The 21,246-nt window shown below is 37.3% G+C and carries 21 protein-coding genes and 1 tRNA gene; 11 read left to right on the top strand and 11 right to left on the bottom strand.

The annotated features are described in order from the left end of the window. Positions 1 to 192: 192 nt before the first annotated feature. Entirely contained in the window at positions 193 to 630 is a 438-nt protein-coding gene (locus NE848_RS11555; protein ID WP_252113710.1) for a nucleoside deaminase, read from the top strand. A gap of 409 nt (positions 631 to 1,039) precedes the next feature. Here NE848_RS11555 and NE848_RS11550 read toward each other — a convergent pair whose 3' ends face one another. Then, positions 1,040 to 3,679: a cation-translocating P-type ATPase gene (locus tag NE848_RS11550; protein ID WP_252113708.1), complete on the bottom strand. Its 2,640-nt coding sequence runs from the start codon at positions 3,677 to 3,679 to the stop codon at positions 1,040 to 1,042. 156 nt (positions 3,680 to 3,835) lie between these two features. On the opposite strand from NE848_RS11550, the gene NE848_RS11545 reads away from it, so the two are divergent. Further along, on the top strand, positions 3,836 to 4,294 hold the full coding sequence (locus NE848_RS11545; protein ID WP_252113706.1) for a hypothetical protein: 459 nt from the start codon (positions 3,836 to 3,838) through the stop codon (positions 4,292 to 4,294). A 297-nt stretch (positions 4,295 to 4,591) separates the two neighbouring features. After that, positions 4,592 to 5,587, top strand: a complete 996-nt coding sequence (gene mgrA, locus NE848_RS11540) for an L-glyceraldehyde 3-phosphate reductase (protein ID WP_252113704.1) — start codon at positions 4,592 to 4,594, stop codon at positions 5,585 to 5,587. Positions 5,588 to 5,593: 6 nt separating this feature from the next. Here the strand turns inward: mgrA and NE848_RS11535 are convergent, their stop codons facing one another. From NE848_RS11535 to NE848_RS17300, 5 genes are read right to left on the bottom strand one after another with little or no spacing between them, the layout of a single operon-like run. Next, positions 5,594 to 6,565 carry a type I phosphomannose isomerase catalytic subunit gene (locus NE848_RS11535; protein ID WP_252113702.1) on the bottom strand — a complete coding sequence of 324 codons (972 nt, stop codon included), beginning with the start codon at positions 6,563 to 6,565 and terminating at the stop codon, positions 5,594 to 5,596. Then, complete coding sequence (locus NE848_RS11530; protein WP_252113700.1) at positions 6,558 to 8,186, bottom strand: ArnT family glycosyltransferase; 1,629 nt, start codon at positions 8,184 to 8,186, stop codon at positions 6,558 to 6,560. Before NE848_RS11530 ends, NE848_RS11535 begins: the two co-directional genes overlap by 8 nt. Next, on the bottom strand, positions 8,170 to 8,796 hold the full coding sequence (locus NE848_RS11525; RefSeq protein WP_252113698.1) for a lipid-A-disaccharide synthase N-terminal domain-containing protein: 627 nt from the start codon (positions 8,794 to 8,796) through the stop codon (positions 8,170 to 8,172). The genes NE848_RS11530 and NE848_RS11525 overlap by 17 nt, the downstream gene beginning before the upstream one ends. Continuing rightward, positions 8,789 to 9,505, bottom strand: coding sequence for a glycosyltransferase (locus NE848_RS11520; protein WP_252113696.1), 717 nt, complete (start codon positions 9,503 to 9,505; stop codon positions 8,789 to 8,791). Before NE848_RS11520 ends, NE848_RS11525 begins: the two co-directional genes overlap by 8 nt. Continuing rightward, the gene (locus NE848_RS17300; RefSeq protein WP_279344049.1) at positions 9,502 to 9,633 is read right to left on the bottom strand and encodes a hypothetical protein; all 132 of its coding nucleotides are present in this window, start codon (positions 9,631 to 9,633) and stop codon (positions 9,502 to 9,504) included. The genes NE848_RS11520 and NE848_RS17300 overlap by 4 nt, the downstream gene beginning before the upstream one ends. Positions 9,634 to 9,823: 190 nt before the next feature. On the opposite strand from NE848_RS17300, the gene NE848_RS11515 reads away from it, so the two are divergent. Further along, positions 9,824 to 10,078, top strand: a complete 255-nt coding sequence (locus tag NE848_RS11515; protein ID WP_252113694.1) for a hypothetical protein — start codon at positions 9,824 to 9,826, stop codon at positions 10,076 to 10,078. A 136-nt stretch (positions 10,079 to 10,214) separates the two neighbouring features. Then, positions 10,215 to 10,288, top strand: a tRNA-Arg gene (locus NE848_RS11510). Between the two features lie 65 nt (positions 10,289 to 10,353). Here NE848_RS11510 and NE848_RS11505 read toward each other — a convergent pair. From NE848_RS11505 to NE848_RS11485, 5 genes are all read right to left on the bottom strand, one after another. Beyond that, positions 10,354 to 11,067 carry a hypothetical protein gene (locus NE848_RS11505; protein ID WP_252113692.1) on the bottom strand — a complete coding sequence of 238 codons (714 nt, stop codon included), beginning with the start codon at positions 11,065 to 11,067 and terminating at the stop codon, positions 10,354 to 10,356. Positions 11,068 to 11,100: 33 nt separating this feature from the next. Beyond that, positions 11,101 to 12,126: a redoxin domain-containing protein gene (locus NE848_RS11500; protein ID WP_252113690.1), complete on the bottom strand. Its 1,026-nt coding sequence runs from the start codon at positions 12,124 to 12,126 to the stop codon at positions 11,101 to 11,103. Between the two features lie 80 nt (positions 12,127 to 12,206). Next, positions 12,207 to 12,689 (bottom strand): leucine-rich repeat domain-containing protein, encoded by a 483-nt coding sequence (locus NE848_RS11495; RefSeq protein WP_252113688.1) that lies wholly within the window; start codon positions 12,687 to 12,689, stop codon positions 12,207 to 12,209. 1 nt (position 12,690) lies between these two features. Next, on the bottom strand, positions 12,691 to 13,245 hold the full coding sequence (locus tag NE848_RS11490) for a hypothetical protein (protein ID WP_252113686.1): 555 nt from the start codon (positions 13,243 to 13,245) through the stop codon (positions 12,691 to 12,693). Between the two features lie 268 nt (positions 13,246 to 13,513). Further along, positions 13,514 to 14,071 carry a hypothetical protein gene (locus NE848_RS11485; protein ID WP_252113684.1) on the bottom strand — a complete coding sequence of 186 codons (558 nt, stop codon included), beginning with the start codon at positions 14,069 to 14,071 and terminating at the stop codon, positions 13,514 to 13,516. Between the two features lie 200 nt (positions 14,072 to 14,271). Here NE848_RS11485 and NE848_RS11480 point away from each other — a divergent pair, with 200 nt between their 5' ends. From NE848_RS11480 to NE848_RS11455, 6 genes are all read left to right on the top strand, one after another. After that, positions 14,272 to 16,122 carry a peptidase MATCAP family protein gene (locus tag NE848_RS11480; RefSeq protein WP_252113682.1) on the top strand — a complete coding sequence of 617 codons (1,851 nt, stop codon included), beginning with the start codon at positions 14,272 to 14,274 and terminating at the stop codon, positions 16,120 to 16,122. Beyond that, positions 16,119 to 17,165 carry a glutathione synthetase gene (locus tag NE848_RS11475; RefSeq protein WP_252113680.1) on the top strand — a complete coding sequence of 349 codons (1,047 nt, stop codon included), beginning with the start codon at positions 16,119 to 16,121 and terminating at the stop codon, positions 17,163 to 17,165. The genes NE848_RS11480 and NE848_RS11475 overlap by 4 nt, the downstream gene beginning before the upstream one ends. Before the next feature lie 12 nt (positions 17,166 to 17,177). Beyond that, positions 17,178 to 18,089: a succinylglutamate desuccinylase/aspartoacylase domain-containing protein gene (locus tag NE848_RS11470; RefSeq protein ID WP_252113678.1), complete on the top strand. Its 912-nt coding sequence runs from the start codon at positions 17,178 to 17,180 to the stop codon at positions 18,087 to 18,089. A 151-nt stretch (positions 18,090 to 18,240) separates the two neighbouring features. Continuing rightward, entirely contained in the window at positions 18,241 to 19,392 is a 1,152-nt protein-coding gene (locus NE848_RS11465; protein ID WP_252113676.1) for a helix-turn-helix domain-containing protein, read from the top strand. Positions 19,393 to 19,532: 140 nt separating this feature from the next. Continuing rightward, entirely contained in the window at positions 19,533 to 20,213 is a 681-nt protein-coding gene (locus NE848_RS11460) for a DUF6134 family protein (RefSeq protein WP_252113674.1), read from the top strand. Positions 20,214 to 20,254: 41 nt separating this feature from the next. Beyond that, positions 20,255 to 21,154 carry a sterol desaturase family protein gene (locus NE848_RS11455; RefSeq protein WP_252113672.1) on the top strand — a complete coding sequence of 300 codons (900 nt, stop codon included), beginning with the start codon at positions 20,255 to 20,257 and terminating at the stop codon, positions 21,152 to 21,154. Positions 21,155 to 21,246 lie beyond the last annotated feature (92 nt).

The following is a 21,246-nucleotide window of genomic DNA, read 5'->3' as shown; positions in this document are numbered from 1 at the left end:
TAATAACTCCAGGGGGTATTTTAAAAAGGTAATGTTTGTGGGGATAAGGTCTTTTCGATCAAAAATCGAAAATAATAGGAATAAATATAAGCTTTTATTTTGAAATCACTCTTTGGTATAAATTTTTTAACGGCTTAATCCCTTAATTTTACTTAAAGCCGAAATGGCTGTACATTTTAATGAATTAGTTTTATGGATAAGTATTTTAAAATAGCCATTGACGAGGCTCGAAAAGGGCTTTCTGAAGGTGGAATCCCAATTGGCAGTGTTATAGTACATAATGGTGAGATCCTGGGAAAAGGCCACAACAGGAGAGTTCAAAAGAGAAGCGTTATTCTTCATGGTGAAATGGACGCTTTTGAAGATGCCGGAAGACAGCCTGCTTCGGTTTATAAAGATTCTGTTTTGTATACCACATTATCTCCCTGCCCTATGTGTACGGGAACGATTCTACTTTATGGAATTAAAAAGGTTATCATTGGAGAGAATTCTAACTTTTTAGGATGGGAAGATCTATTAAGAAAAAATGATGTGGAAGTAGTTGTATTAAACGACAGGGAATGTATTAGCATGATGGAAAGTTTTATTAAGGATAATCCGGAGCTCTGGAATGAGGATATAGGTGAATAAGCAGTAATAATATATTTTCCAGTTCCCCACTTGCTCGAGCTTATAAGTCAGTAAGTAATGCTGAAGTGAAACTGGCAGATTTCTGTTTTCTCTCTCATAATAAGGCCGTTTTTACCTGCCTTTAAATAACTGGTAAAAAGCTGAAGATCCTTTGGTTAATTCATATTAATAAAAATTTTCTTATAAACAGAATCTGTCTCGAACTGAATTTCCCGGTTAGTTACGAGACTAGTATATATTATAGGTTAAGGGAGACTTTTGAAAATGCTGAATGTCAGGTAACCTGGGAGGTAATATAGTATAAACCACAAAGAATAGAATCTTGATTATAAAATAAAAATCCTGATTAAAATTCTTAATTAATGTATAAAAAATCAAAGGAGATATAATAAATAGAGAAAGATAAGCTCTAAACAATAAGTCCGTTTCTTTTTAGAAACTGTGTCAATCCTACTGAAATTACTCCAAAAAATATGACCATAATAAGCTGTTCAAGCTTTAATGGCACCAATGATAAAATAGTATTTAGAAATGGAATCCAATAAGCCAGGACCACAATCAATAAGGAAATTATAATAGCACCCCATACCCACTTGTTACTTGTTACCTCATTAAAAATAAAAGAAGACTTTCTTGAGGTCAGATTAAAAACATTTAGTAATTGCCCCAGGATAAGTGTATAAAAAGCCATATTGTTTACTATTACTGGACTATATCCATTAAAGGAATAGCCATACCAGGTTATCCCTATAACTGCAAGGGTTATACAAAGGCTGTAAGCAATCATTGCGTACCATATTTTCTTCGTAATTATAGGTTCATCTGATGGTCGCGGTGGTTGATCCATAACACTTTTATTACCTCTACCCATTCCCAGTGCCAGAGCCGGAAACACATCGGTAACCAAATTGAGAAACAGGATTTGCAAAGGCATAAGGGGAAGTGGAAGATTTGACATTGAAGCGATGGCTACTGCTATAATTTCAGCCAGGTTACAGGACAGCAGGAAGACCACAAAATGCCGGATATTCCCAAAAATATTCCTTCCCTGCCTGATGGCTAATTCTGTGGAGGTAAATTTATCATCCATCAGAATCACATCCGCAACTTCCTTTGCTGCCTCGGTTCCCCTAATACCCATGGCAATGCCTATATCAGCTTTTTTTAAAGCGGGGGTATCATTTACTCCGTCTCCCAGCATTCCCACCACCAGATTGTTATTCTGATAAAAACTTACCAGATCAAGTTTTTGTTCCGGCACCATCCGTGCAAATATGCTGGCATCTAATACTTTCTTTTTTTCTACACCAGAAATATTTTTTAAATCGCCAATATCTGGGCCGTAGATCACGGGTTCTGAATCTCTCCCTTTAGTGGTCAGGCTTATCTCCTCGCCTATTTTAAGAGCCGTTTGTGGATGATCTCCTGTGACCATAACAACTTTCACACCGGCACTCCTGTAGGTCTCAATAGCCTGCTGAACATCTTTTCTGGGAGGATCTTCAAAGCCAACCAGACCTAAAAGAATAAGATCTTTCATAGGCTCTGTAGATGAATCATTTATGTGCTTATATGCAAGGGCCAGGACACGCAATCCATTAGAAGCCATATTTTCACCTTTTTCCAGCCAATCCGGTTTAGTATCCATTGGGGAAATTACTTCTCCGTTTTGAAGGTAAGAGCAATCTTCCAGAACCGTTTCCATAGCTCCTTTTACACAAACCAGGAAATGATCTTCTTCCTCATTGATGGTGAGCATTCGTTTTTTATCGGTGTCGAAGGGAAATTCTTTTGTCCTGGGCAAAGCCTTCCGTATACTCTGTGGATCACCGTCAAATTCCTTTACAAAGTCCAGTAAACCTGTTTCCAGGGGATCTTCAGAGTTTTTCTCACCTATTCCAGCGTTATTGCACAAGGTGGAAACCTCAAAGATTCTCCTTTGTAGTTCATTTGAAACTGAAAAGCCATGTTTGTTAAGTTTGATTTCTTCCAGTTTTTCATTCTGAACAATTATACTGCGAACCACCATCTTATTCTCGGTTAGGGTTCCGGTCTTATCGGTGCATATTATACCTATTTCACCAAGGGTTTCAACAGATTCCAGCTTCTTTATGATCACGTTTTCCCTGGATAGCCTTAACATACCTCTGGCCAGGGAAATAGTAGCAACTATTGGTAAACCCTCCGGAATTGCAGCTACAGCCAGGGCTATTCCGGTTTTAATCATTAGCATGAGATCCTTTCCCTGAAGATAGCCGCTCAAGGTTGTAAAAGCTGCAAGAATCAGGGTTAGCCATATTAGTTTTCTACTAAGTCGACTGAGTTTTTTCTCCAAAGGAGTTCTTAATTTTTCAGCTTTTCTGGTAAGGCTGCTTATCTCTCCAATTTTTGTATGATTTCCTGTAGAAGTAACTACAGCCCTGGCATTACCCCTACTAACAATGGTACTGCTAAAAACCATATTCTTCTGGTCTGATATCGGAGTATTCTTATCTAAACTCCCGGTAAGCTTCTCTACCTGGTGGCTTTCACCGGTAAGGGAGGCCTCCTTCAGGGCTAGTGCGTTCGTTTCAATAAGCCTCGCATCGGCTGGCACCACATCTCCCATCCCCAGAACTATCACATCACCTGGAACCAACAGGCTTGATTCAATATTCTTTACTTTCGAATCTCTTACCACCCTGCTCATGGTTGGAGCCAGTTTTTGAAGAGCTTCCACCGACCTTATGGCCTGTAGCTCCATAAAAAAACCGATAAGAGTGGTCATCACAATTACAAACAGTACTGCAAAACCTTCCAGCCAATCCCCAAAAGCGAAGGCCAAAAGCATTGCTATGCTCAGAATATAAATGATAGGATCTAAAAATTGTTCTATAAAAACAATCAGAACACTTTTCTTCTTTTTCTTTTCCAGCAAGTTAGGCCCAAAACTTCTCAGGCGCCTGGCAGCTTCTTCACTGGACAGACCGGTATTCTTATTGGCAGAAAGATGTTCGACTACTTTATCTATACTGCAGCTATGTGGAGTCTTTGTAGTTTTTAGCTCCATACTTTTTCTGATGATCAAGGTTAAAAGAAGAATACAGTTAGTATTGCTGAAATTTATAAACTATAACCTACCTGTTAATCCTTAAAATTTACTTAAATAAAAGCAATAGGCTTCTTAAATTTACGTTGAAAAAATAAACCAAAAGAACCCTACCCCATGAGAAGTTTAAAAAACGTATTGATACTGTTCAGCCTCAGTCTTATTCTGGCCTGTGATAACGATAAAGATGATATTGCACTTTCGGCTGCCGAAGCAGCTCAGCTTAACCAGATTGTAATGCAGGGTGAATGGCGAATTTCAAATTACAGCAGCAACGGTAATGACAATACGGCTAATTATTCCGATTATATTTTCGTGTTTGAAGATGACAATAACCTGTCGGTGACTTCGCCTTCTGATAATATAAACGGCACCTGGAGGATTAGTAATGATTCTGGAAGCGAATTCGATTCTTACTATGATGTTGATTTTAATATCTTTTTCGGTTCCTCGGATAAACTTGGTGAGCTAACAAACAATTATGATGTTATATCAGCCACTAATGATGAAATTAAACTGAGCCTGGAGAATAGCCCTAATGGAAATTCAGCGTATCTAACCTTTAGCCAAAATTGATTTCACATAGTTTCTTCAGATTATTTCTCTAAAAGCAATATTCTTTAGGAATTTTAAATAAATTCTCGGCTCCTTTTTGCTCAATTGACGGGAATTATTTTTACCGGAATCCTTGGTTTTTTTGGGACGTATGCTGCAGGTTGTACCCAATTTCAGGTCCATACTTCACCTAGGTTGAAACATCTTTCCAGTAAATCAATTATCTGAATTATACTCAAAGGCATGAATCCCTCTTCCTGGAGGCTTCAGGTTTGATTTGCTTTTTAGTAAATTGGAACCTCAAAAAAAAATAAGATTATGAGTACATACCAACCTGATGAGAAAAGATATGAGAAAATGCAATACCGCCGATGTGGCAAGAGTGGTATCAAATTACCTTTAATCTCACTTGGTTTATGGCATAATTTCGGCGACAATGATGATTTTGGGAATGCCAGAAATATACTGAGGACTGCATTCAATAATGGTATAACTCATTTTGATCTGGCCAATAACTATGGTCCTCCTTACGGTTCGGCGGAAAAGAATTTTGGAAAGATCTTTAAGGAAGATTTCCAGGCATACAGGGATGAGCTCATCATTTCTACAAAAGCGGGATGGGATATGTGGCCGGGGCCTTATGGTAATTTTGGTTCCCGTAAATATCTTATCGCAAGCCTGGACCAGTCATTAAAAAGAATGGGGCTGGATTATGTAGATATTTTCTATCATCATAGGCCAGATCCGGAAACGCCGCTTGAGGAAACCATGGGCGCGCTTGATCAGATCGTAAGAGATGGAAAAGCCTTGTATGTTGGAATTTCACAATACAATGCTGAAGACACGGCTAAGGCTGCTAAAATACTGAAAGAACAGAGAACCCCATTTCTAATCCATCAGCCAAGATATAACATGATGGATCGCTGGGTTGAAGATGGACTTTTGGATACACTTGAAAGAATTGGAATTGGGAGCATCGTGTTTTCTCCTTTGGAACAGGGGATCCTAACTTCAAAATACTTACACGGAATCCCTGAAGATTCCAGGGCGGCAACTGAAGGTAGCTATCTTGACAGATCACAGATCACGGATGAAGTAGTCGCTCAGGTACAGGAACTTAATAAAATAGCTGAATCAAGAGGTCAGAGTCTCGCACAAATGGCGGTCGCATGGCTTCTAAAAGACCATCGTGTCACCTCTGTCCTGGTGGGGGTAAGTAAAGTTTCTCAACTCGAAGATAATATTGCCGCTATTCAGAATATTGAATTCAGCAAAGAAGAACTTCAAAAAATCGATAAGATCCTGAAAAAATAGAAAACACTATTTGATATAAATTTCAAGGAGCTCGGCATCTTTGGATGCCAGCTTCACTTTATCGGCCGAAGCCGGAATAAGCAGGCTTTGGCCCTTTCTTAGCTCTTCGGAATTATTATCGATACTTATTCTGGATTTTCCCTCCACACACATATAGATCACAAAAGATTCAAGGGAAGAATAATCCTTTTCCAATTCACCTTTTAAAGGAAGGAAATTAGTGGTGAAATATTCACAGGAAGCGATCTCAGATGATGTGTTTTCCTCTTTATCATAATTGAGCCAGTAATCATCTTTCTTTTCAAAATCTATCGCGTCCAGGGCTAAGGCAGTATGAAGATCCCTTGAATTACCTTCGGCATCCACTCTATCCCAGTCGTAAATTCTATAAGTGATATCAGAAGTCTGCTGGATCTCGGCAAGAAGGACACCTCCTCCTATGGCATGTACCTTACCGGTATTTATAAATACCGAATCGCCTTTCTTTACTTCCTCAAAATTAAGCAGATCTGTGATCTTTCCATTTTCGAGATATTCCAGGTATTCTCTTTTATCCAGATCCTTTTTAAAACCGATATTAAGTTTTGAGCCTTTATCTGCCTGGATGATATACCACATTTCAGTCTTTCCAAAAGAATTATGTCTTTGCTTTGCCAGCTCATCATTGGGGTGTAACTGTACCGAAAGATCGGTCTTGGCATCAATGAATTTTATTAGCAAAGGAAAATCATCTCCAAATTCCTTATAGATCTTCTCTCCTACCAGTTTTTCCCTGTATTCTGATATCAGGGCCTTCAGATTTTTACCAGCTTCGTCTCCGTTCTGCACTACCGATATATTACCTTCTACTCCAGAGATCTCCCAGCTCTCACCCACCTGCTCCCGGTTGGTATCTTTATTCAGTATATCTTTCAGTTTTTTCCCTCCCCATATCTTATCCTGCAGGATAGGTCTGAATTTTATCGGGTAATTAATCATTTTCGGTTTTCTTGGTAATTAAATATAAATCTCTAAATAATCTTTCCTTATGGGTATTTCCCACCGGATTCATGTCTATTTCATCAATTTTCTCTATCTGGGATCCTGAAAATACTTCCCGCATTTCCTTTTCCTGCCCTTCTGTAGCCAGAAGTAGAAATCTGCGGCTGGCCGGCATTTCAAATTCTTCTCCATTCCAGAGCACTTTGATAGGTTTCCCGTATTCCCAGATGATTTCAGGCGTAAAGCCTTTAAACTCGTATAATGGCATGGGATCTTTTTCAATATAGGAATCCACCTTTCGAATACTTGTATAATCCGGATTAGATTCAATTTTCCTGGCCATCGGCAAACCAAAGAATATTATACTAATAATAAACCAGACTGTAAGGTAAAAAACAGGTTTAAATCGGTTTATCTTCAGATAATATAGGATTAGCACTCCTATACTGAAAAGACAAACAGAAGTAACCAGAAACCAGGGCCAGATATTTAATAACTCATCCTGGAAATAGATGATCCCGGCGATAGGAAAAATAAGCCCTATTATCGCTATAAGAATAAAATTGAAATAGACCACCCATTTCTCTTTTCCCGGTAGCATATCGAATCTGCGGAATAGATACTCAATATAGAAACCAGTATTCAGCGCCATCGGAATAAGGACCGGCAACAGGTATCTTGATTTCTTTTCAGGAATTATTGAAAGAAGAATTACAGAAGCTAAAGTCCACCACAGGGTGAACTTATACCCGGGTTTATTAAATACGCGATTCTTTAAATAAGGATACAGTAAGCCTACAAACGCAGGGATGGTCCATATACCGCTCTGTATAACAAAACTCCAGTAATAATAGAAAGGCCTTACATTATAATCCAGCCAGCGTCCTGTTTCTTTTTCGGTTATTTCAGACACCGCGTGAGTATCGAAAAAATATACATACAGGCTCCAGGAAGCTGAGACGATAAAGGCAATAATCAACATGAGAATAAGTGGTTTCCAATACCTGCTAAAACCCCGATACCGATATACCACTCCGTAGGCGATCAAAAATGGCAGAAGCAACGCATACATAGAAACAGGTCCCTTGCTTAGAAAGGAAAATCCTATAAGGATGCCCGAGATTATCGCATTTTTATATCTATCAGATTCTTCGGTGAAAACCTTATATAATCCATAAATGGCCATGATCATCCAGGCGTGGGTGTGAATGTCCCACTGGCCATCCCTACCGGAATAAAGAATATAAAAAGAAGTAGTGGCTATTAGGCCCGAAATAAAGGCAAATTTCCTGTGCGCTGTGAACTTGAGTCCAAGTTTATAAGTAAAGATCACAGTTAAGGTTCCCATTATTGCCGCAGGTAACCTGAGAGCAAAAAGGCTCTTCATTCCAAAAAGCAACATAGAAATAGCAGTAAGCCATGTAGGCAAAGGTGGCTTTTCATACCGGGGTTCATCGTTTAGTGTCGTGAAGATCCAATGGTTGAGATTGATCATTTCCCTCGCCTCGGCAAAATTACGGGCTTCCATGATATTCACATATATGGCGTCAAGGTTAACGAAGAAGATCGCTATACACACCAGAATTAATAAAAGAAGATAGTTATCCTTTAATTTCATTCTTATGAATATAAATATTTCTCATATACATTATTAAACCTATAGTATGACCTACAAGCAGAACCGGGTCTCTCCTAAAAGTCGCATAGATCAGGATTAAACCGGAACCCAACAGGCTTAAAAGCCAGAATCCCATTGGCAGTGACGATATTTTTCTTCTTTCCGAATAGATCCATTGATAAACGAACCTTAAGTTAAAAATTAACTGCGCAATCGAGCCTAAAATGATCAACCAAAATGGAATATCCTCATTTCTAAATAACCTGGCCGCATTGTACTCATTATTGTTGAATCCATATATTACAATGAGAAGAGGGAAAATCCATAAAAAGAATCTCAAAATCTTTGGAAACCTTATCCACTCCCCCTGTAACTGAAGATTTCTTATGTAAATGAAATAAGTTAGTGCCTGCCCGAACATTATGGCAAAATCATCCCTTAGATAACCATACACAAACAACAGGAAGGATGCAAGCAAGCTTAACTGCCAGAAAATTACAGGGGTGATAATCTTTTTGCTTTTTTCTGACACTAACCACTGTAGAATCATACGCCCTGAAAATAGAAGCTGAGCTGTAAATCCAAGAGCGTAGATCAACCAGTTACTCATTTTTCTCTGCTACTTTGTAGTTGATATAAGATTTTTTCATCCACACGTATGCAAAGCAATCCAACAAGGGTCCCATAAACCGGTTTCTGAAATTGTATTTTGACTTTCCGGCTAACCTTGGATAATGGGGAATTTCAACTTCGTTTATCTTACCATTTTGAAGCAATACCATTGCAGGAAGAAATCGCTGTAAGCCTTTGAACATTGGCATATTTACGGCATATTCAGTCTTCATTACTTTTAACGGACATCCGGTATCATGCATAAAGTCTTTGGTGAACAAATTTCTTACCCCGTTACCAACTTTTGAAGAGATACGTTTTACAAGTGTATCTTTTCTTTCCTTTCGCCATCCGGTTACCAGGTCGTACTCACCCAGAAACGGAAGCAACTTCTCAAAATCTTCCGGATAGGTCTGTAAATCGGCATCCAGATATCCCAGAAAAGCCGTATCGGTATGGTCAAAAGCAGCTTTTAAAGCAGCTCCTTTTCCAAAGTTCTTTTCGAAAAGAAGGTATCCAAATCCTTCATTTTTGGAACAGAATTCCTTTATCATTGTAGGGCTGGCATCGGTAGAACCATCATCTACCAGAAGCACCTTGGTTTTTAAGGAAGCTTTTTGAATATACTCTTTCAACTGAACAAAAAGTTGCGGCAGGCAGTCCTGTTCGTTATAGACGGGAACAATAATGGTAAAATCGTTTGTCATGCTTTAGCGGCAATTCCGTATTCAAGATCATGGATAGTATCACCGGTTTTAATGGCAATTTTCATAGAGAAGCATGAATGCTCTCCATTTTCGTAAACCGGAGAGATTTTTAACAGAAATTCAGGCATAAATTGCGAGCTCAAAATTTCCGGCTAAATTAAGATAATTTTATGAACCCTCTTTAATGTCCTTCACCGATAAATTCCTGCAATTAAAAGATTTTATACAGGAATCCCACTATTAAAGCACATTTACTTATATATTTGAATTGCCAAATCTATTAGAATTACCTGCTTGCTAAATGTAAAACAAATGTTTATGCAAAAGCAACAGGATTATATTTTAAATACCGAGGAAGAATATAAACAAATTGATTCCGTAAAGGAAATGATCCAGGAAATACATGAAACTGGTAATTTTTTCCATCTTTCCCTGAAAACCCTGGAACTTATAAGACGGTTCAATATGATCTATATACAGGTGTTTGAAAAAAAGGATGATTCACCCAGTCTTTTCAACCAGTTAGTGATTCTAAGCCACAACCTGGAAACGCAATTATTAAGAGAAAACTGAATAAACTAAAAAATACTATTTACTGATAATCAAAAACTTCCTTCGGGAAGTTTTTCTTTTTTAGACAGGCACAGATTTTTTAAATAAAAAAACATTGTTTTATTTATAAAGAGGCTTATATTTGCAACCGCAAAAAGGTCTCGTAGCTCAGCTGGATAGAGCATCTGCCTTCTAAGCAGACGGTCACAGGTTCGAATCCTGTCGAGATCACAAAAAGCCTCGCAATCGCGGGGCTTTTTTGTTTTTAATTCACTTTCGTTATTTGAAAAAACAGACTAACAAGCTCCAAAAGGAATATCAATCAGGTTCAACTTTTCCAGTGCTTTATCAAATTCTGTCTTTTCATCATCTTTATAAAAGACGTAGTGAATATTTCCATGTTTACAAATAAAACCTATAGCTGCTGAATTTACACCGGCGAATGAGCAATCGGGAAAACCCACATTATCCTTCTTCAGCTTAAATAAAAGGCTGACCCAGGTTTTCAGATCCTCACCATCAGCATATATCCCTCCTTTGAAATCATCATGAACTCCCTTTTTCCTTAGCCAGTTTAACACCTGCTTATCCCTTACTTCATTCAGACTGGATAACCAGGGAAAAGGATAGTCGAGAATGAATAACATCCCACGCCAATCCAACTTTTCATTTAAATAATTAAGGCCATGGCTAAATAGTACTCTATGTTCATTAAAATCTTTGGTGGCTGTGCTTAGGATGGCCTGTGACTTAAATGCTCCTAATTCCGGAGCATCTGGAATCTTATCCCGTATCTTTTCAAACTCTTCAATTATAGGCCTGTTCCTCCTTTGGCACTCCTCTTCTGTTAATTCCACCCACTTTTGTTCCTCTTCCAGATAATTTTCCCCTGGATTGAATAACAGGTCGTTCTTATCTGGAGCATAAACTAAAAACTGAGTTTCCTGAATAGAAGCTGCCAGGCTAAGGTTTCTTTCAAGGCATTCCTTTCGGCTTAATAATTTGATCATAACAATTGCAAATGTTCCGTATGGGTTCAGGTTTTAAATTTCAACCCATTCTGAATTTTGATATTTGTATTTCTTTGATACGCTCCCGTCACTTTTATATTCAATCCATTCGCCCTCATAAATACCATTGTTCAAATAATACTTACGAACTTTATTTCCCCAGTCATTATATAAAATAACAGAGCCCGTACCGTCCTTTATAGTTCCCTTGTCAAAGGGTTCACCCTCTGGGCTAAAACTTGCATGGATATTATAAACCTTACCATCCTTATACTCAATATCACTTAAAAGTTGACCATTTGGATAATATAATTTTTCCCTTAACTGAATATTGTCCTTAAAATCCCTTTCTATTATTGGCCTGCCATAAATACTAAACCAGATAAAATGACCTTCCCGTAGCGTAAGCTCTTTATCTTTATACTGACCTCTCATTTGTAGTTTTCCAGACTTCCATCTATCCTGAACTATATAAAGATCATCCCAGTGATCTACCGTACGGAAATAAACATAATCCTGTGCATCTGTATAATTCCAGTCGGCATCATAATAGACCATTGGACTTCCAATGCTCCTGGCAGCATTGATTAAGTTTTTTGCGGTCTTAGCCGGATTTTCATCTACCCAGCCAAGTTTATAATGAATAACCTTATTTCCTAAAAAGACATAACCATAGGGTGCTCTTATCTCATCCTTTTGTAAAAATTTTCGGATGTTCTCATCGGGGTCCATATAAATATCAAAAGTCCATTGTTTCTTCAGAGCAAACTCTTTAATACCCAGTACTCCATTACTGGGTTCAGAGACATTAACAGCCATAACTCTGAAGTTCTTCTTGTCTGACCCATAAATCCCGTCATTTTTTAATTCTTTGTGAATTCTATCCAATGAACCAATACACACTTCACAATTATTAAAATAGGTGAATAAAATTACTGGCTCCTCACTAGTTTTGATGATATCCTCTACTTTCACTTCTATTCCACCAAGAGTTTGCACTTTTACATCGAAAATAGACTCCTGAGAATTTGTAGACGCACTGGAAAAAATTAAAAACATTAAAAAAGCTAAGCATTTGAAGCAGATTTTGAAAGAATTCATTTTGTAAAAAAATTAATTAGTAAAGATTAGTCTGTATTTTAGTTTCTATATGGCTTATAGTTGATTATTAATTCACATCCGGGTACTTCTTCAAGGAAGTAATTTAAACTTGACTCCCCTATTTCAGGCGGACTTACGATCAAGGTTTTTAAATTTTTAAGAGGAGATAATTTTCTTACTCCCTCACAGGATACCTTAGTACTCCCCAAATGCAAAAGCTCGAGATCCTGCATTTCGCAAAGACTCTCAACCGATGCATCGGTAATATTCATTGATTTAAGTCTTAGTTCCCTGATATATTCAAGGTTTTCCAGGCAGACTAATCCTTCGTCATCAATTGGATTATTGTCCAGATCGAGCCTGTCAATTCTCCTAATCCGTGAAGTGATATAGCAAAGTTCTTCATTTGTGAAATTTTCATCTCTTAAATTAAGGTGGTCCATTTCTGAAGGGATGCTTGTAATATTCTTAAAGGTGAATTTCGTTTTCCAGAATCTTCTCTCTTTTTTCCCGGGTTTCATTTCAGGGTTTTTTTCCGAATGTGCAGATTTCGGCGCGATGCTTTCGTTCATGAAATTCCTTATTTACAAACCGTAAATGGTTGAAAGCTGCATGCATAATATATTTTTGCTTTTCATCAGGAATTTCTAAAATGAAATATTCGTTAGCGCTTTCTTCTTCTTGGCTACAATCTTTTGAAAAACCAAGTTTTACCTCATAATCATTTTTAGAAACCGATATAAGCTCACTAAGCGGGATTTGTATGGCCGTAACGTATTCCACCTCAGAATCAAATTCAATTTGTGTGGTATAGACTTCCATAACCAGGTTTTCAAATTTTGAATCATTAATGATTCTAAGAGAATCCTGGTATTCTTCCCAATCTTCTACTTCAATTATCTGGCGAATAGAATTAATTCCCTGGAGATTACTGTTAATATATTGAACGGAAGACTCCCACTCCTGCGAAAAGATTAAAAGCGGGGAAAGAACAAAAATGGCAAAACTCAAGGCCCTTATCATGTAGATTTTCTGGTTGGTTGGTTCCTCTAAAATATAAATATTTTTAATATTCATTTAACAAAACAAGAAACCATAAACTATTGTCCTTCAATGCTGTTTTAAACAGCATTAACGTTTCATGTTAATTTCCCAGGTTAAATTATCAGCTGAAACGTTTTAATGGAGTATAACGGATGTATCATGAATTGGCCTCAATATTAATAATTATCACAGTTTAGAAATTACGGGTATACTCTGTTTATAATTGAACCGAAAGTATGTTTTTGGAATAGGAATGCTTATACTCTGGATACTCCTTCCTAAATAACCTATTATTTCCAGGTCAGGAAAAATAGACTTGCGCTTCCTTTCCTTTGGAAGTGTGCTTATATATCTTATAACTGAATTGCATAACCCTCCAGAATTGCTGGAAAGCCCTTTGAGTTTCATCTTCGGTTAAAAGCTTCTGACATTTTATGAGATCATCCAAATTTTTAACGATCTCCTCCTCTCTTAAGCTGATACCATTCATGTAAACCTCAAAACCCTCATTAATATCTCTGAATATCTCCACGGCCTTATCATATTCACACTTATATAGTTCAGGGTGTGATTCCTTAAACGCCCTTGCCCACAATAAAGCATTTTTATAGGCTTTGGTGGCCATTTCCAAATCTACCCTGGATTCATTGCCAGATCCGGAAACTCCCATATTGAAACCGGAAGGCCATGGTTCGTCTTTCTCTCTTTCACCGTCTAAATGTTTATTGCCGGAATAGGTTTCATAATTCTCGTAGATTCCCCAGCCAGATTCGCTTAAAGCTGAAATGCTTCGCCAGTTTAACCCGCTGGTGAATTCTATATCTTCTCCGCCCAGACTTGCTGAAATATAATGACTCATGGATAAATTGGATGTGTGATGACCAATTTACTCTTTTCACATTAATTTATAGGGCTTTCTTAAAGTATTGTCAAAACTTAAATTTTGCCGCTACATCCCTATTAATCTTACTAAATTAGGTTTAAGTACACGTAAAAACCAATCATTAAATCCCTATGTATAATGCTATTAGAGCATTATACATATAAGTTTTTGAAGAAATGCAGGAAATACCTGATCTATCTGAAAATTCCATTGAACAAATTTTAACAGTTCTTGAAAAAGAAAAGGAGATCAGTTGCAGTTTGCCTGGTAAAGGAATCTTGCATATTGAAAAAGAACTACCCTACCTTGTTATATACAGGCGAAAGGAAAATGATAAAGGTACCCGGAGATTTGTCACCAATGAATCGTCTTACCTGGTTATAGGAAACCAGGATTTTCCCGGATACCAAAAGCTTTTATATCGTATCTCTGATAAAATTTCTGCAGACCTTGAGGCTTTTCTACTCTTTGAGATCTATGCTGGTGCTTCTGGTTCCTCAAAGATAAAGATCAAGGGGCCCGCTCAGCGACTTCCTTCAGCCCTTGACAGTTTAAAAAAGGATTTTCTTGAAATAAATTCAGAGTTTACCGGTATTTATCTGGATACCGAAATCCTGGATACTCCTAACAGGCAAGCCGAAGGTGACATTCACCTTATGACAATAGAAAATGCTAAAAACTGTGGAGCAGTGGTAGTAGGCCTTGAAATCCCTCCTATCTACCGGAATGAGGATAATAAACTTTACCCCGTATTTTTCAGGAGTTTTAAGGACTTTTTGATACGAGCCATACATCGTTCATTTTTCGAATTCATCAGGGTCCAGACTTCAGGTGGAGTCGCCAGCTACAATGCACTGGGGCGCAAATACCTGAAAAAGATAGTTTTTGATATTGACAAGGAACTCACCGAAATCGAAAAATCTTACCAGTTTTTATGGCTGGTATCTCCTTCAAATATCCACGATATAAAAGAAAAGTTTTTTACAAGCAATTATGATCATGTAATAGATTACCACTACAGATTATTACCTGTAGATCCCGATGTTCTAAAAAGGAGGCTTTACAACCTGAAAATGGAAGATATAGACGATCCCGCCATGTCCTTTCTTTTCAGGGAGAAAAGGGAAGAACTAGATTTACAGATTAGCATGCTGGGGGAACGGGGTACCAAAAATTTCATGTACGACAGCATACGCCTTTATAAAGGTGTGGAAAATGGCCTTTGTGAAGAAGCCAGGGCAATATTAAACCAGGTGCCTGAAGAAGACCCGGGAGAAGATAAAGATCTTCTGGATTCAAAGGCCTTTAGTAGTATGGCCAGAAAAGAATTCGACTTTTATAAAAAACAGGATGAGAATTTTAAGTGCAAGGTCCACATAAGAAAGGATGTGAATGTAATGATGGTATCCCACGGTGAGTTATATCTTCCGGAAGATTATAGGATGAGCCGCAAGGAAGCCGAGGCACTTATCCAACATGAGGTGGGAACCCATGTACTTACCTATTATAATGGCAGTAATCAACCTTTACACCAGTTAAGCAACGGCCTGGCAGATTACGATCCTTTACAGGAAGGTCTTGCTGTGATGTCAGAGTTCATGGTTGACGGTTTAACGGCCAACCGACTTAGAATACTGGCCGGAAGGGTTCTTGCCGGCGAAGCATTGATAGAGGGCGGTGATTTTCAGGAAATTTTCCGGCTTCTAAAAATAGATTACGGATTCTCTCCGGAACGGGCGTTCAATATTACTTCCCGCATCATGCAGGGTGGAGGTTTTATAAAAGATATCATCTATTTAAAAGGTTTGGTGTTGTTAAAAGAACACCTGGAAAACGGAGGAGATTATGAGCCTCTGCTCGCAGGAAAATACGGAATAAAACATACTGGAATAATAAAGGAATTAACAGATAGAAAAGTACTTAATCCAGTTCAGGTGAAACCTAGCTACCTTCACAGTGAAAAAATGTGTGAAAAATTAGAATTAATCAGGCAGGGACTTAACCTGCCACAAATGCTATGTAAATGAAAATATGCTTTGTTTTAAATGACGTGTCGACCGAGACTAATGGTACCTCTGTCGCTCTAATGCATATGGCCCATCAAAGAGGTCATGATGTATATGCTATGGGGGTTGGTGACTTTAATTTTCATCACGATTCACCCATTACCATAAATGCCACCCAGGTACCTACAAAAACAGATACCAAGTCACCGGCTAAATTCTTAAAGGCGCTTCAGGGAAAAAAAGCGAGAAAGAAGAAAATCAATTCCAAAGACCTGGATGTTCTTTTTATAAGAAATAACCCTACTGAAGAGGTTGGAAGACACTGGGCTGAACAAGCAGGAGTAGCTTTTGGCCGAATGATACAACAACAGGATATAATTGTCTTAAATGATGCTTATGCACTTTCACATGCATTTATAGATAAATTATATTTTGAAGAACTGCCTGAAGAAATAAAACCAGATTCTCTGATAACCAGGGATAAAGAGCAGCTTTTAGAGTTCTGGGAAAAGCAAAATAAGAATATGGTTTTAAAACCGCTGGAAGGTTCTGGAGGGCAGGATGTTTATTTGATAGATAAACATGAAAAGAATGTGAACCAGATTATTGAACATCTAAGCTCACAGGGCTATGTGATCGCACAGGAATTTCTACCTGCAGTAAAAGATGGAGATGTTAGGGTTCTTTTATTGAACGGGAAAGTTATGGAAAAAGATGGACAGAAAGCTATCATTAGAAGGGTAGCAGGTGAAGGTGAATTCCGAAGCAATTTTAAACTAGGTGCTACTGCAGACAGTAGTGATCTTACTCCTGAAATGCAACGAATTGTAGATCTTACTGCACCAAAACTTATAAGGGATGGGCTTTTCTTTGTGGGACTTGATATTGTAAAGGATAAACTAATTGAGATAAACGTTTTAAGTCCAGGTGGAATGGAACGCTTTAAAGACATTGGTCTACCTCCTTTTACAGATTATGTGATAGAAGCAATAGAAAGAAAAGTAGAATATAAAAAACAATATGAGGGACAGCTTTCAAACAGGACCCTTGCAACGATGGACTAATATTCGTGATGTATGAATGAAGAATTGAAAGAAGAGATCCCAAGAATCATCGGAAAATACAGCTCTGGAAAAGCGGGGCCTTTACTATTTGTCACCGGTGGTATACATGGGAATGAACCCAGTGGAGTAAAAGCACTTGAAACTGTTTTTAAAGAACTGGAAAAAACAAACCCTGAAATTGAAGGTACTATTATAGGTGTAGCCGGGAACAAAAAAGCTCTGAATCAAAACAATAGATATATAGATGAAGACCTGAACAGGACCTGGACAAAAGAGAATATTCAGAGTGGTGTGAAAGACACCCATGAAAAAAAGGAAATGTTCGAGATCATTGGTATCCTTAAAGAATACCCTGAATCAAATTTTACCAAAAGGTATTTCCTGGACTGTCACACCACCTCCTCTCCCAGCCTTCCTTACGTTTCGGTTCAGGAAGTAAATGACAATGATGAATGGGCACATAAATTCCCAACCTACATTATTAGAGGTTTTAGTGATATTATAACCGGAGATATCGATCATTATCTTAGCCGCACCGGAATGACTGGCTTTGTATTTGAAGCGGGACAGCATACCGATAAGACATCTGTAGAAAACCATGAAGGGGTTATATGGCTAGCTTTAAAAGAAGCCTGTAATCTTGATCTTTCCCAGATCTCAACTTACCCCGAGTGCGTAGACAGATTTGCCAAAAAGAATGCCCCTCCCCAAAAAACATTTGAGATCGTTTATAGGCATGGCCTGGAAGATAGTGATATTTTTGAGATGCAGCCGGGTTACGAGAATTTTCAGAAAATTGAAAAAGGAGAACTTCTAGCCAAACAAAATGGCAATGATGTAAAGAGTGAATGGGATGCCTATATTTTTATGCCATTATACCAGTCTCAGGGAAATGATGGATTTTTTGTGGTAAAGGAAGTCTGATCTAAAATAAAATATACCAAAAAAAGACAGCTTTTTCCAGCTGTCTTTTTTTTGCTTAATTTTAAAGGACTAATTCCCTACACGTTTTTAATTAATTGTATTACAACACATTATAAATGTGACCTGGAATTATTGTTTATAAATCGGAAAGATGGACACAATAATTAAGATCATCAACTTTATTTTGCTTGCCGGTGTGATCCAGGGATTTGTGTTCAACATCTTCACTATTCATATCACCAAAAAAAAAGTGGGCTGGGCAGTAATATACCTTAATCTTACTGTACTGGTTCTTTCCCTTAATAATTTGCAGGCCTGGCTGATAGAGGTAGGATTTTCTACTAATAATTTCTTTTTTAAACAGTTGCTGGTCCCCTGGTATATGTTCATATCACCAACTTTTCACGCATTCTTAATTCATTATTTACGAATTCAAAAAACGATAAAAAGCTATATAAAGCCTGCAATAATTATCTTTATTATAGAGCTCATACTTCGGATTGGGTTAATAGCCTATGCATACTATTTTTTAGCAGACCTTGATGATTCCATTATTAAAGATTATAACATTTTTGAAGAGATATTCAATGCGATCTTTAACCTGTTCATATTTTATAAATGTTTGAGGATTGTTTTTGCAAAGCAGCACCTGTACCCATTCATTTTAAAGTATGATGACATTGGCTGGCTCAGGATTTTTCTAAAATTGGGAGGTTTTGTTCTATTCCTCTGGCTAGTAGGGATCATAGGTTTCAATATTAGCGGGGAACGGATCGTTTACTTTCCCCTTAAACTGGGAACTTCTCTCTTGATCTACTGGATAGGCTACCAGGGTTTCTATCGTTATCATAATGTAAATGACCGAATTTCCATTAGGAGGTCAATTTCGTCAAATAAAGCTCTAAAGATTAATGAAGGAAAACTGGATATGAGCCTTTCCGGGCAGAACGAACTCAATTCAAAACATCAAAAAGATTTTGAAAAAATAGATTCTTATATCATAGAAAAACAAAGTTATCTGGATCCAAATCTTGGGCTGGAGGAACTAGCCAATCAACTGGATATGAGTCCTACTCATTTGTCTAAGATTATTAATACCTACAGTAATTATAATTTCTCTGATTATATAAACTCTTTAAGAATTCAGCAGGCTAAAAAATTGCTTAACGATGACAGTTTCTGCCGGTATACTATTGTATCCATCGGCCTTGAATGTGGATTCAACTCTAAATCCACTTTTTATTCCGCTTTCAAAAAATTCACTTCTCAAACACCATCGGAATACAGAGAGACCACCTGTTAGTGTCCGGATATAATTCCGGACGTCCGAAATCTTACAAATTCATAAAATACTGGATATCCATATTTTAACTGGTGTTTAATTTTGGTTTACTAACCTGAAGGAATTATTCCCTACGATCTTCCCTCATAAAATGAAGTGCCATGCTACTAATTGTATTACAAATAGCATCAGGAAGATTTCAGTACTGGAATCGAATATTAAAAGAATGGTATCACAAAAAGTCTGTTTATTACTTCAAAACCCTTTTAATTCTTCTAATAGGTCTGCTTATATGTTCAGTATCTAAAGCACAGCAAAGTCAGGTAAAGTTTAATATCCTAAAAAACGACAAAAGTATCGGTACCATAGTAATTGAAAAGAAAGAATACTCTCCTTATACAGATTACGAGGTTTTCTCCAGGATTGAAGTTTCTTTCATCAAAAAATTTCGTGTGAATGCAACCGAAAAATTTAGGTATAAAAATGATCAACTAATCTTTTCATCCGTCAATAGATCCATAAACGAAAATCAGAAAGCTATTAAAGAACTGGTATTCAAAAAGGGTAGTTACCTGATTACTGAAGGTGATTCTCGAAGAATCTTTGAATACCCAAAAATAACTTCAAACCTGGTACTTCTCTATTTTTCTGAACCAAAAGATATCAACTCGGTCTATTGTGACAACCTTCAGATGATGGTTGATATACAAAAAACAGGAGAAAATCAATATCGCATTGATTTTCCAAACGGCGTATCCAATTTATTTCATTACCAAGATGGCAGATGTATTCAGGTAGATGTGCACGGAACCTTTTTTAAGGCCCGATTACATAAAATTTAAAATGAATCAACTGAATTTTCAATCATCAAAAATCATCAATCATGAAAACGACAGTACAATTAAACGAAGTTTTACAAAATTCACCAAATCTGATCCTATATGGTGCGCCAATCCTAATTGGCCTGGCATTAATAGAGTTGATCTTAACTATCAAAGACAAAAAAGGTTTATATGAAGGAAAAGATTTCCTTACATCATTATTCATTGGATTGGTTCATTTAGTAGAAGGAATTTTTACTAAATCGGCGTTCTTTTTACTGGTTCTGTGGATCTATAATACAGTGCCATGGAGTATCCCGGTTAATTGGGCAACTTCTATTCTATGTTATATTGTTCTGGATTTCTTAAGGTATGTTTCACATCGACTTTCTCACGAAATTAACTTTTTATGGGCAACCCATGTTACACACCATAATTCAACGAACTTTAATCTTTCTACTGCTTTCAGACAGTCATGGACTCAGGGTATAAAGATCATTTTTTATCTACCTGTAAGTTTTTTGGGCTTTCATCCAGTAGTATTTTATATCGTTCATCAATTAGCCCTTCTATACAGTTTCTCTGTTCACACAAAGATGATTAAAAAACTACCTAAATGGTATAGCTATCTTTTTGTAACACCTTCTCATCACAGGGTTCATCACGGAAGGAATAGGAAATACCTGGATAAAAATTATGGATCCACTTTCATCATTTGGGATAGGATCTTCAATACCTTCCAGGAAGAAGAAGAAGAGCCAGTATATGGAATACTCGATCAGCCAAAAACCTACAATCCAGTTTTCCTCGTATTCCACGTATGGATAGATATCTTTAAAAAGATTGGTTGCGCAAATAGTTTTAAAGAAGTATTTGATATTCTTTTCAAACCTCCCGGGGAAGTAAAAAAAGCAAACTATACTCGGCAGACAAATTCCAAATTATCGGTCAAAATGGAATAATACGACGGAACACATACTTATGCCCTGGTCTCAATGTTTTTAAAATATAAATTCTTAAAAAATAGTATTATGTGCGGTTTAAAGAATTCCTG

Source organism: Gramella jeungdoensis (assembly GCF_023805255.1).
GTDB classification, from domain to species: Bacteria; Bacteroidota; Bacteroidia; order Flavobacteriales; family Flavobacteriaceae; genus Christiangramia; species Christiangramia jeungdoensis.
The sequence above is the reverse complement of the archived record's forward strand: the minus strand, read 5'-3'. Positions and strand labels throughout refer to the sequence as shown.

Coding starts and splice junctions, on each gene's coding strand:
- NE848_RS11460 (WP_252113674.1), top strand. CDS start 19,533: ATGCTACTAATTGTATTACAAATAGCATCAGGAAGATTTCAGTACTGG.
- NE848_RS11455 (WP_252113672.1), top strand. CDS start 20,255: ATGAAAACGACAGTACAATTAAACGAAGTTTTACAAAATTCACCAAAT.
- NE848_RS11485 (WP_252113684.1), bottom strand. CDS start 14,071: ATGAGTCATTATATTTCAGCAAGTCTGGGCGGAGAAGATATAGAATTC.
- NE848_RS11505 (WP_252113692.1), bottom strand. CDS start 11,067: ATGATCAAATTATTAAGCCGAAAGGAATGCCTTGAAAGAAACCTTAGC.
- NE848_RS11545 (WP_252113706.1), top strand. CDS start 3,836: ATGAGAAGTTTAAAAAACGTATTGATACTGTTCAGCCTCAGTCTTATT.
- NE848_RS11500 (WP_252113690.1), bottom strand. CDS start 12,126: ATGTTTTTAATTTTTTCCAGTGCGTCTACAAATTCTCAGGAGTCTATT.
- NE848_RS11490 (WP_252113686.1), bottom strand. CDS start 13,245: ATGAATATTAAAAATATTTATATTTTAGAGGAACCAACCAACCAGAAA.
- NE848_RS11470 (WP_252113678.1), top strand. CDS start 17,178: ATGAATGAAGAATTGAAAGAAGAGATCCCAAGAATCATCGGAAAATAC.
- NE848_RS11550 (WP_252113708.1), bottom strand. CDS start 3,679: ATGGAGCTAAAAACTACAAAGACTCCACATAGCTGCAGTATAGATAAA.
- NE848_RS11475 (WP_252113680.1), top strand. CDS start 16,119: ATGAAAATATGCTTTGTTTTAAATGACGTGTCGACCGAGACTAATGGT.
- NE848_RS11525 (WP_252113698.1), bottom strand. CDS start 8,796: ATGAGTAACTGGTTGATCTACGCTCTTGGATTTACAGCTCAGCTTCTA.
- NE848_RS11520 (WP_252113696.1), bottom strand. CDS start 9,505: ATGACAAACGATTTTACCATTATTGTTCCCGTCTATAACGAACAGGAC.
- NE848_RS11535 (WP_252113702.1), bottom strand. CDS start 6,565: ATGATTAATTACCCGATAAAATTCAGACCTATCCTGCAGGATAAGATA.
- NE848_RS11480 (WP_252113682.1), top strand. CDS start 14,272: ATGCAGGAAATACCTGATCTATCTGAAAATTCCATTGAACAAATTTTA.
- NE848_RS11530 (WP_252113700.1), bottom strand. CDS start 8,186: ATGAAATTAAAGGATAACTATCTTCTTTTATTAATTCTGGTGTGTATA.
- NE848_RS11515 (WP_252113694.1), top strand. CDS start 9,824: ATGCAAAAGCAACAGGATTATATTTTAAATACCGAGGAAGAATATAAA.
- NE848_RS17300 (WP_279344049.1), bottom strand. CDS start 9,633: ATGCCTGAATTTCTGTTAAAAATCTCTCCGGTTTACGAAAATGGAGAG.
- NE848_RS11495 (WP_252113688.1), bottom strand. CDS start 12,689: ATGAAACCCGGGAAAAAAGAGAGAAGATTCTGGAAAACGAAATTCACC.
- NE848_RS11555 (WP_252113710.1), top strand. CDS start 193: ATGGATAAGTATTTTAAAATAGCCATTGACGAGGCTCGAAAAGGGCTT.
- NE848_RS11465 (WP_252113676.1), top strand. CDS start 18,241: ATGGACACAATAATTAAGATCATCAACTTTATTTTGCTTGCCGGTGTG.
- mgrA (WP_252113704.1), top strand. CDS start 4,592: ATGAGTACATACCAACCTGATGAGAAAAGATATGAGAAAATGCAATAC.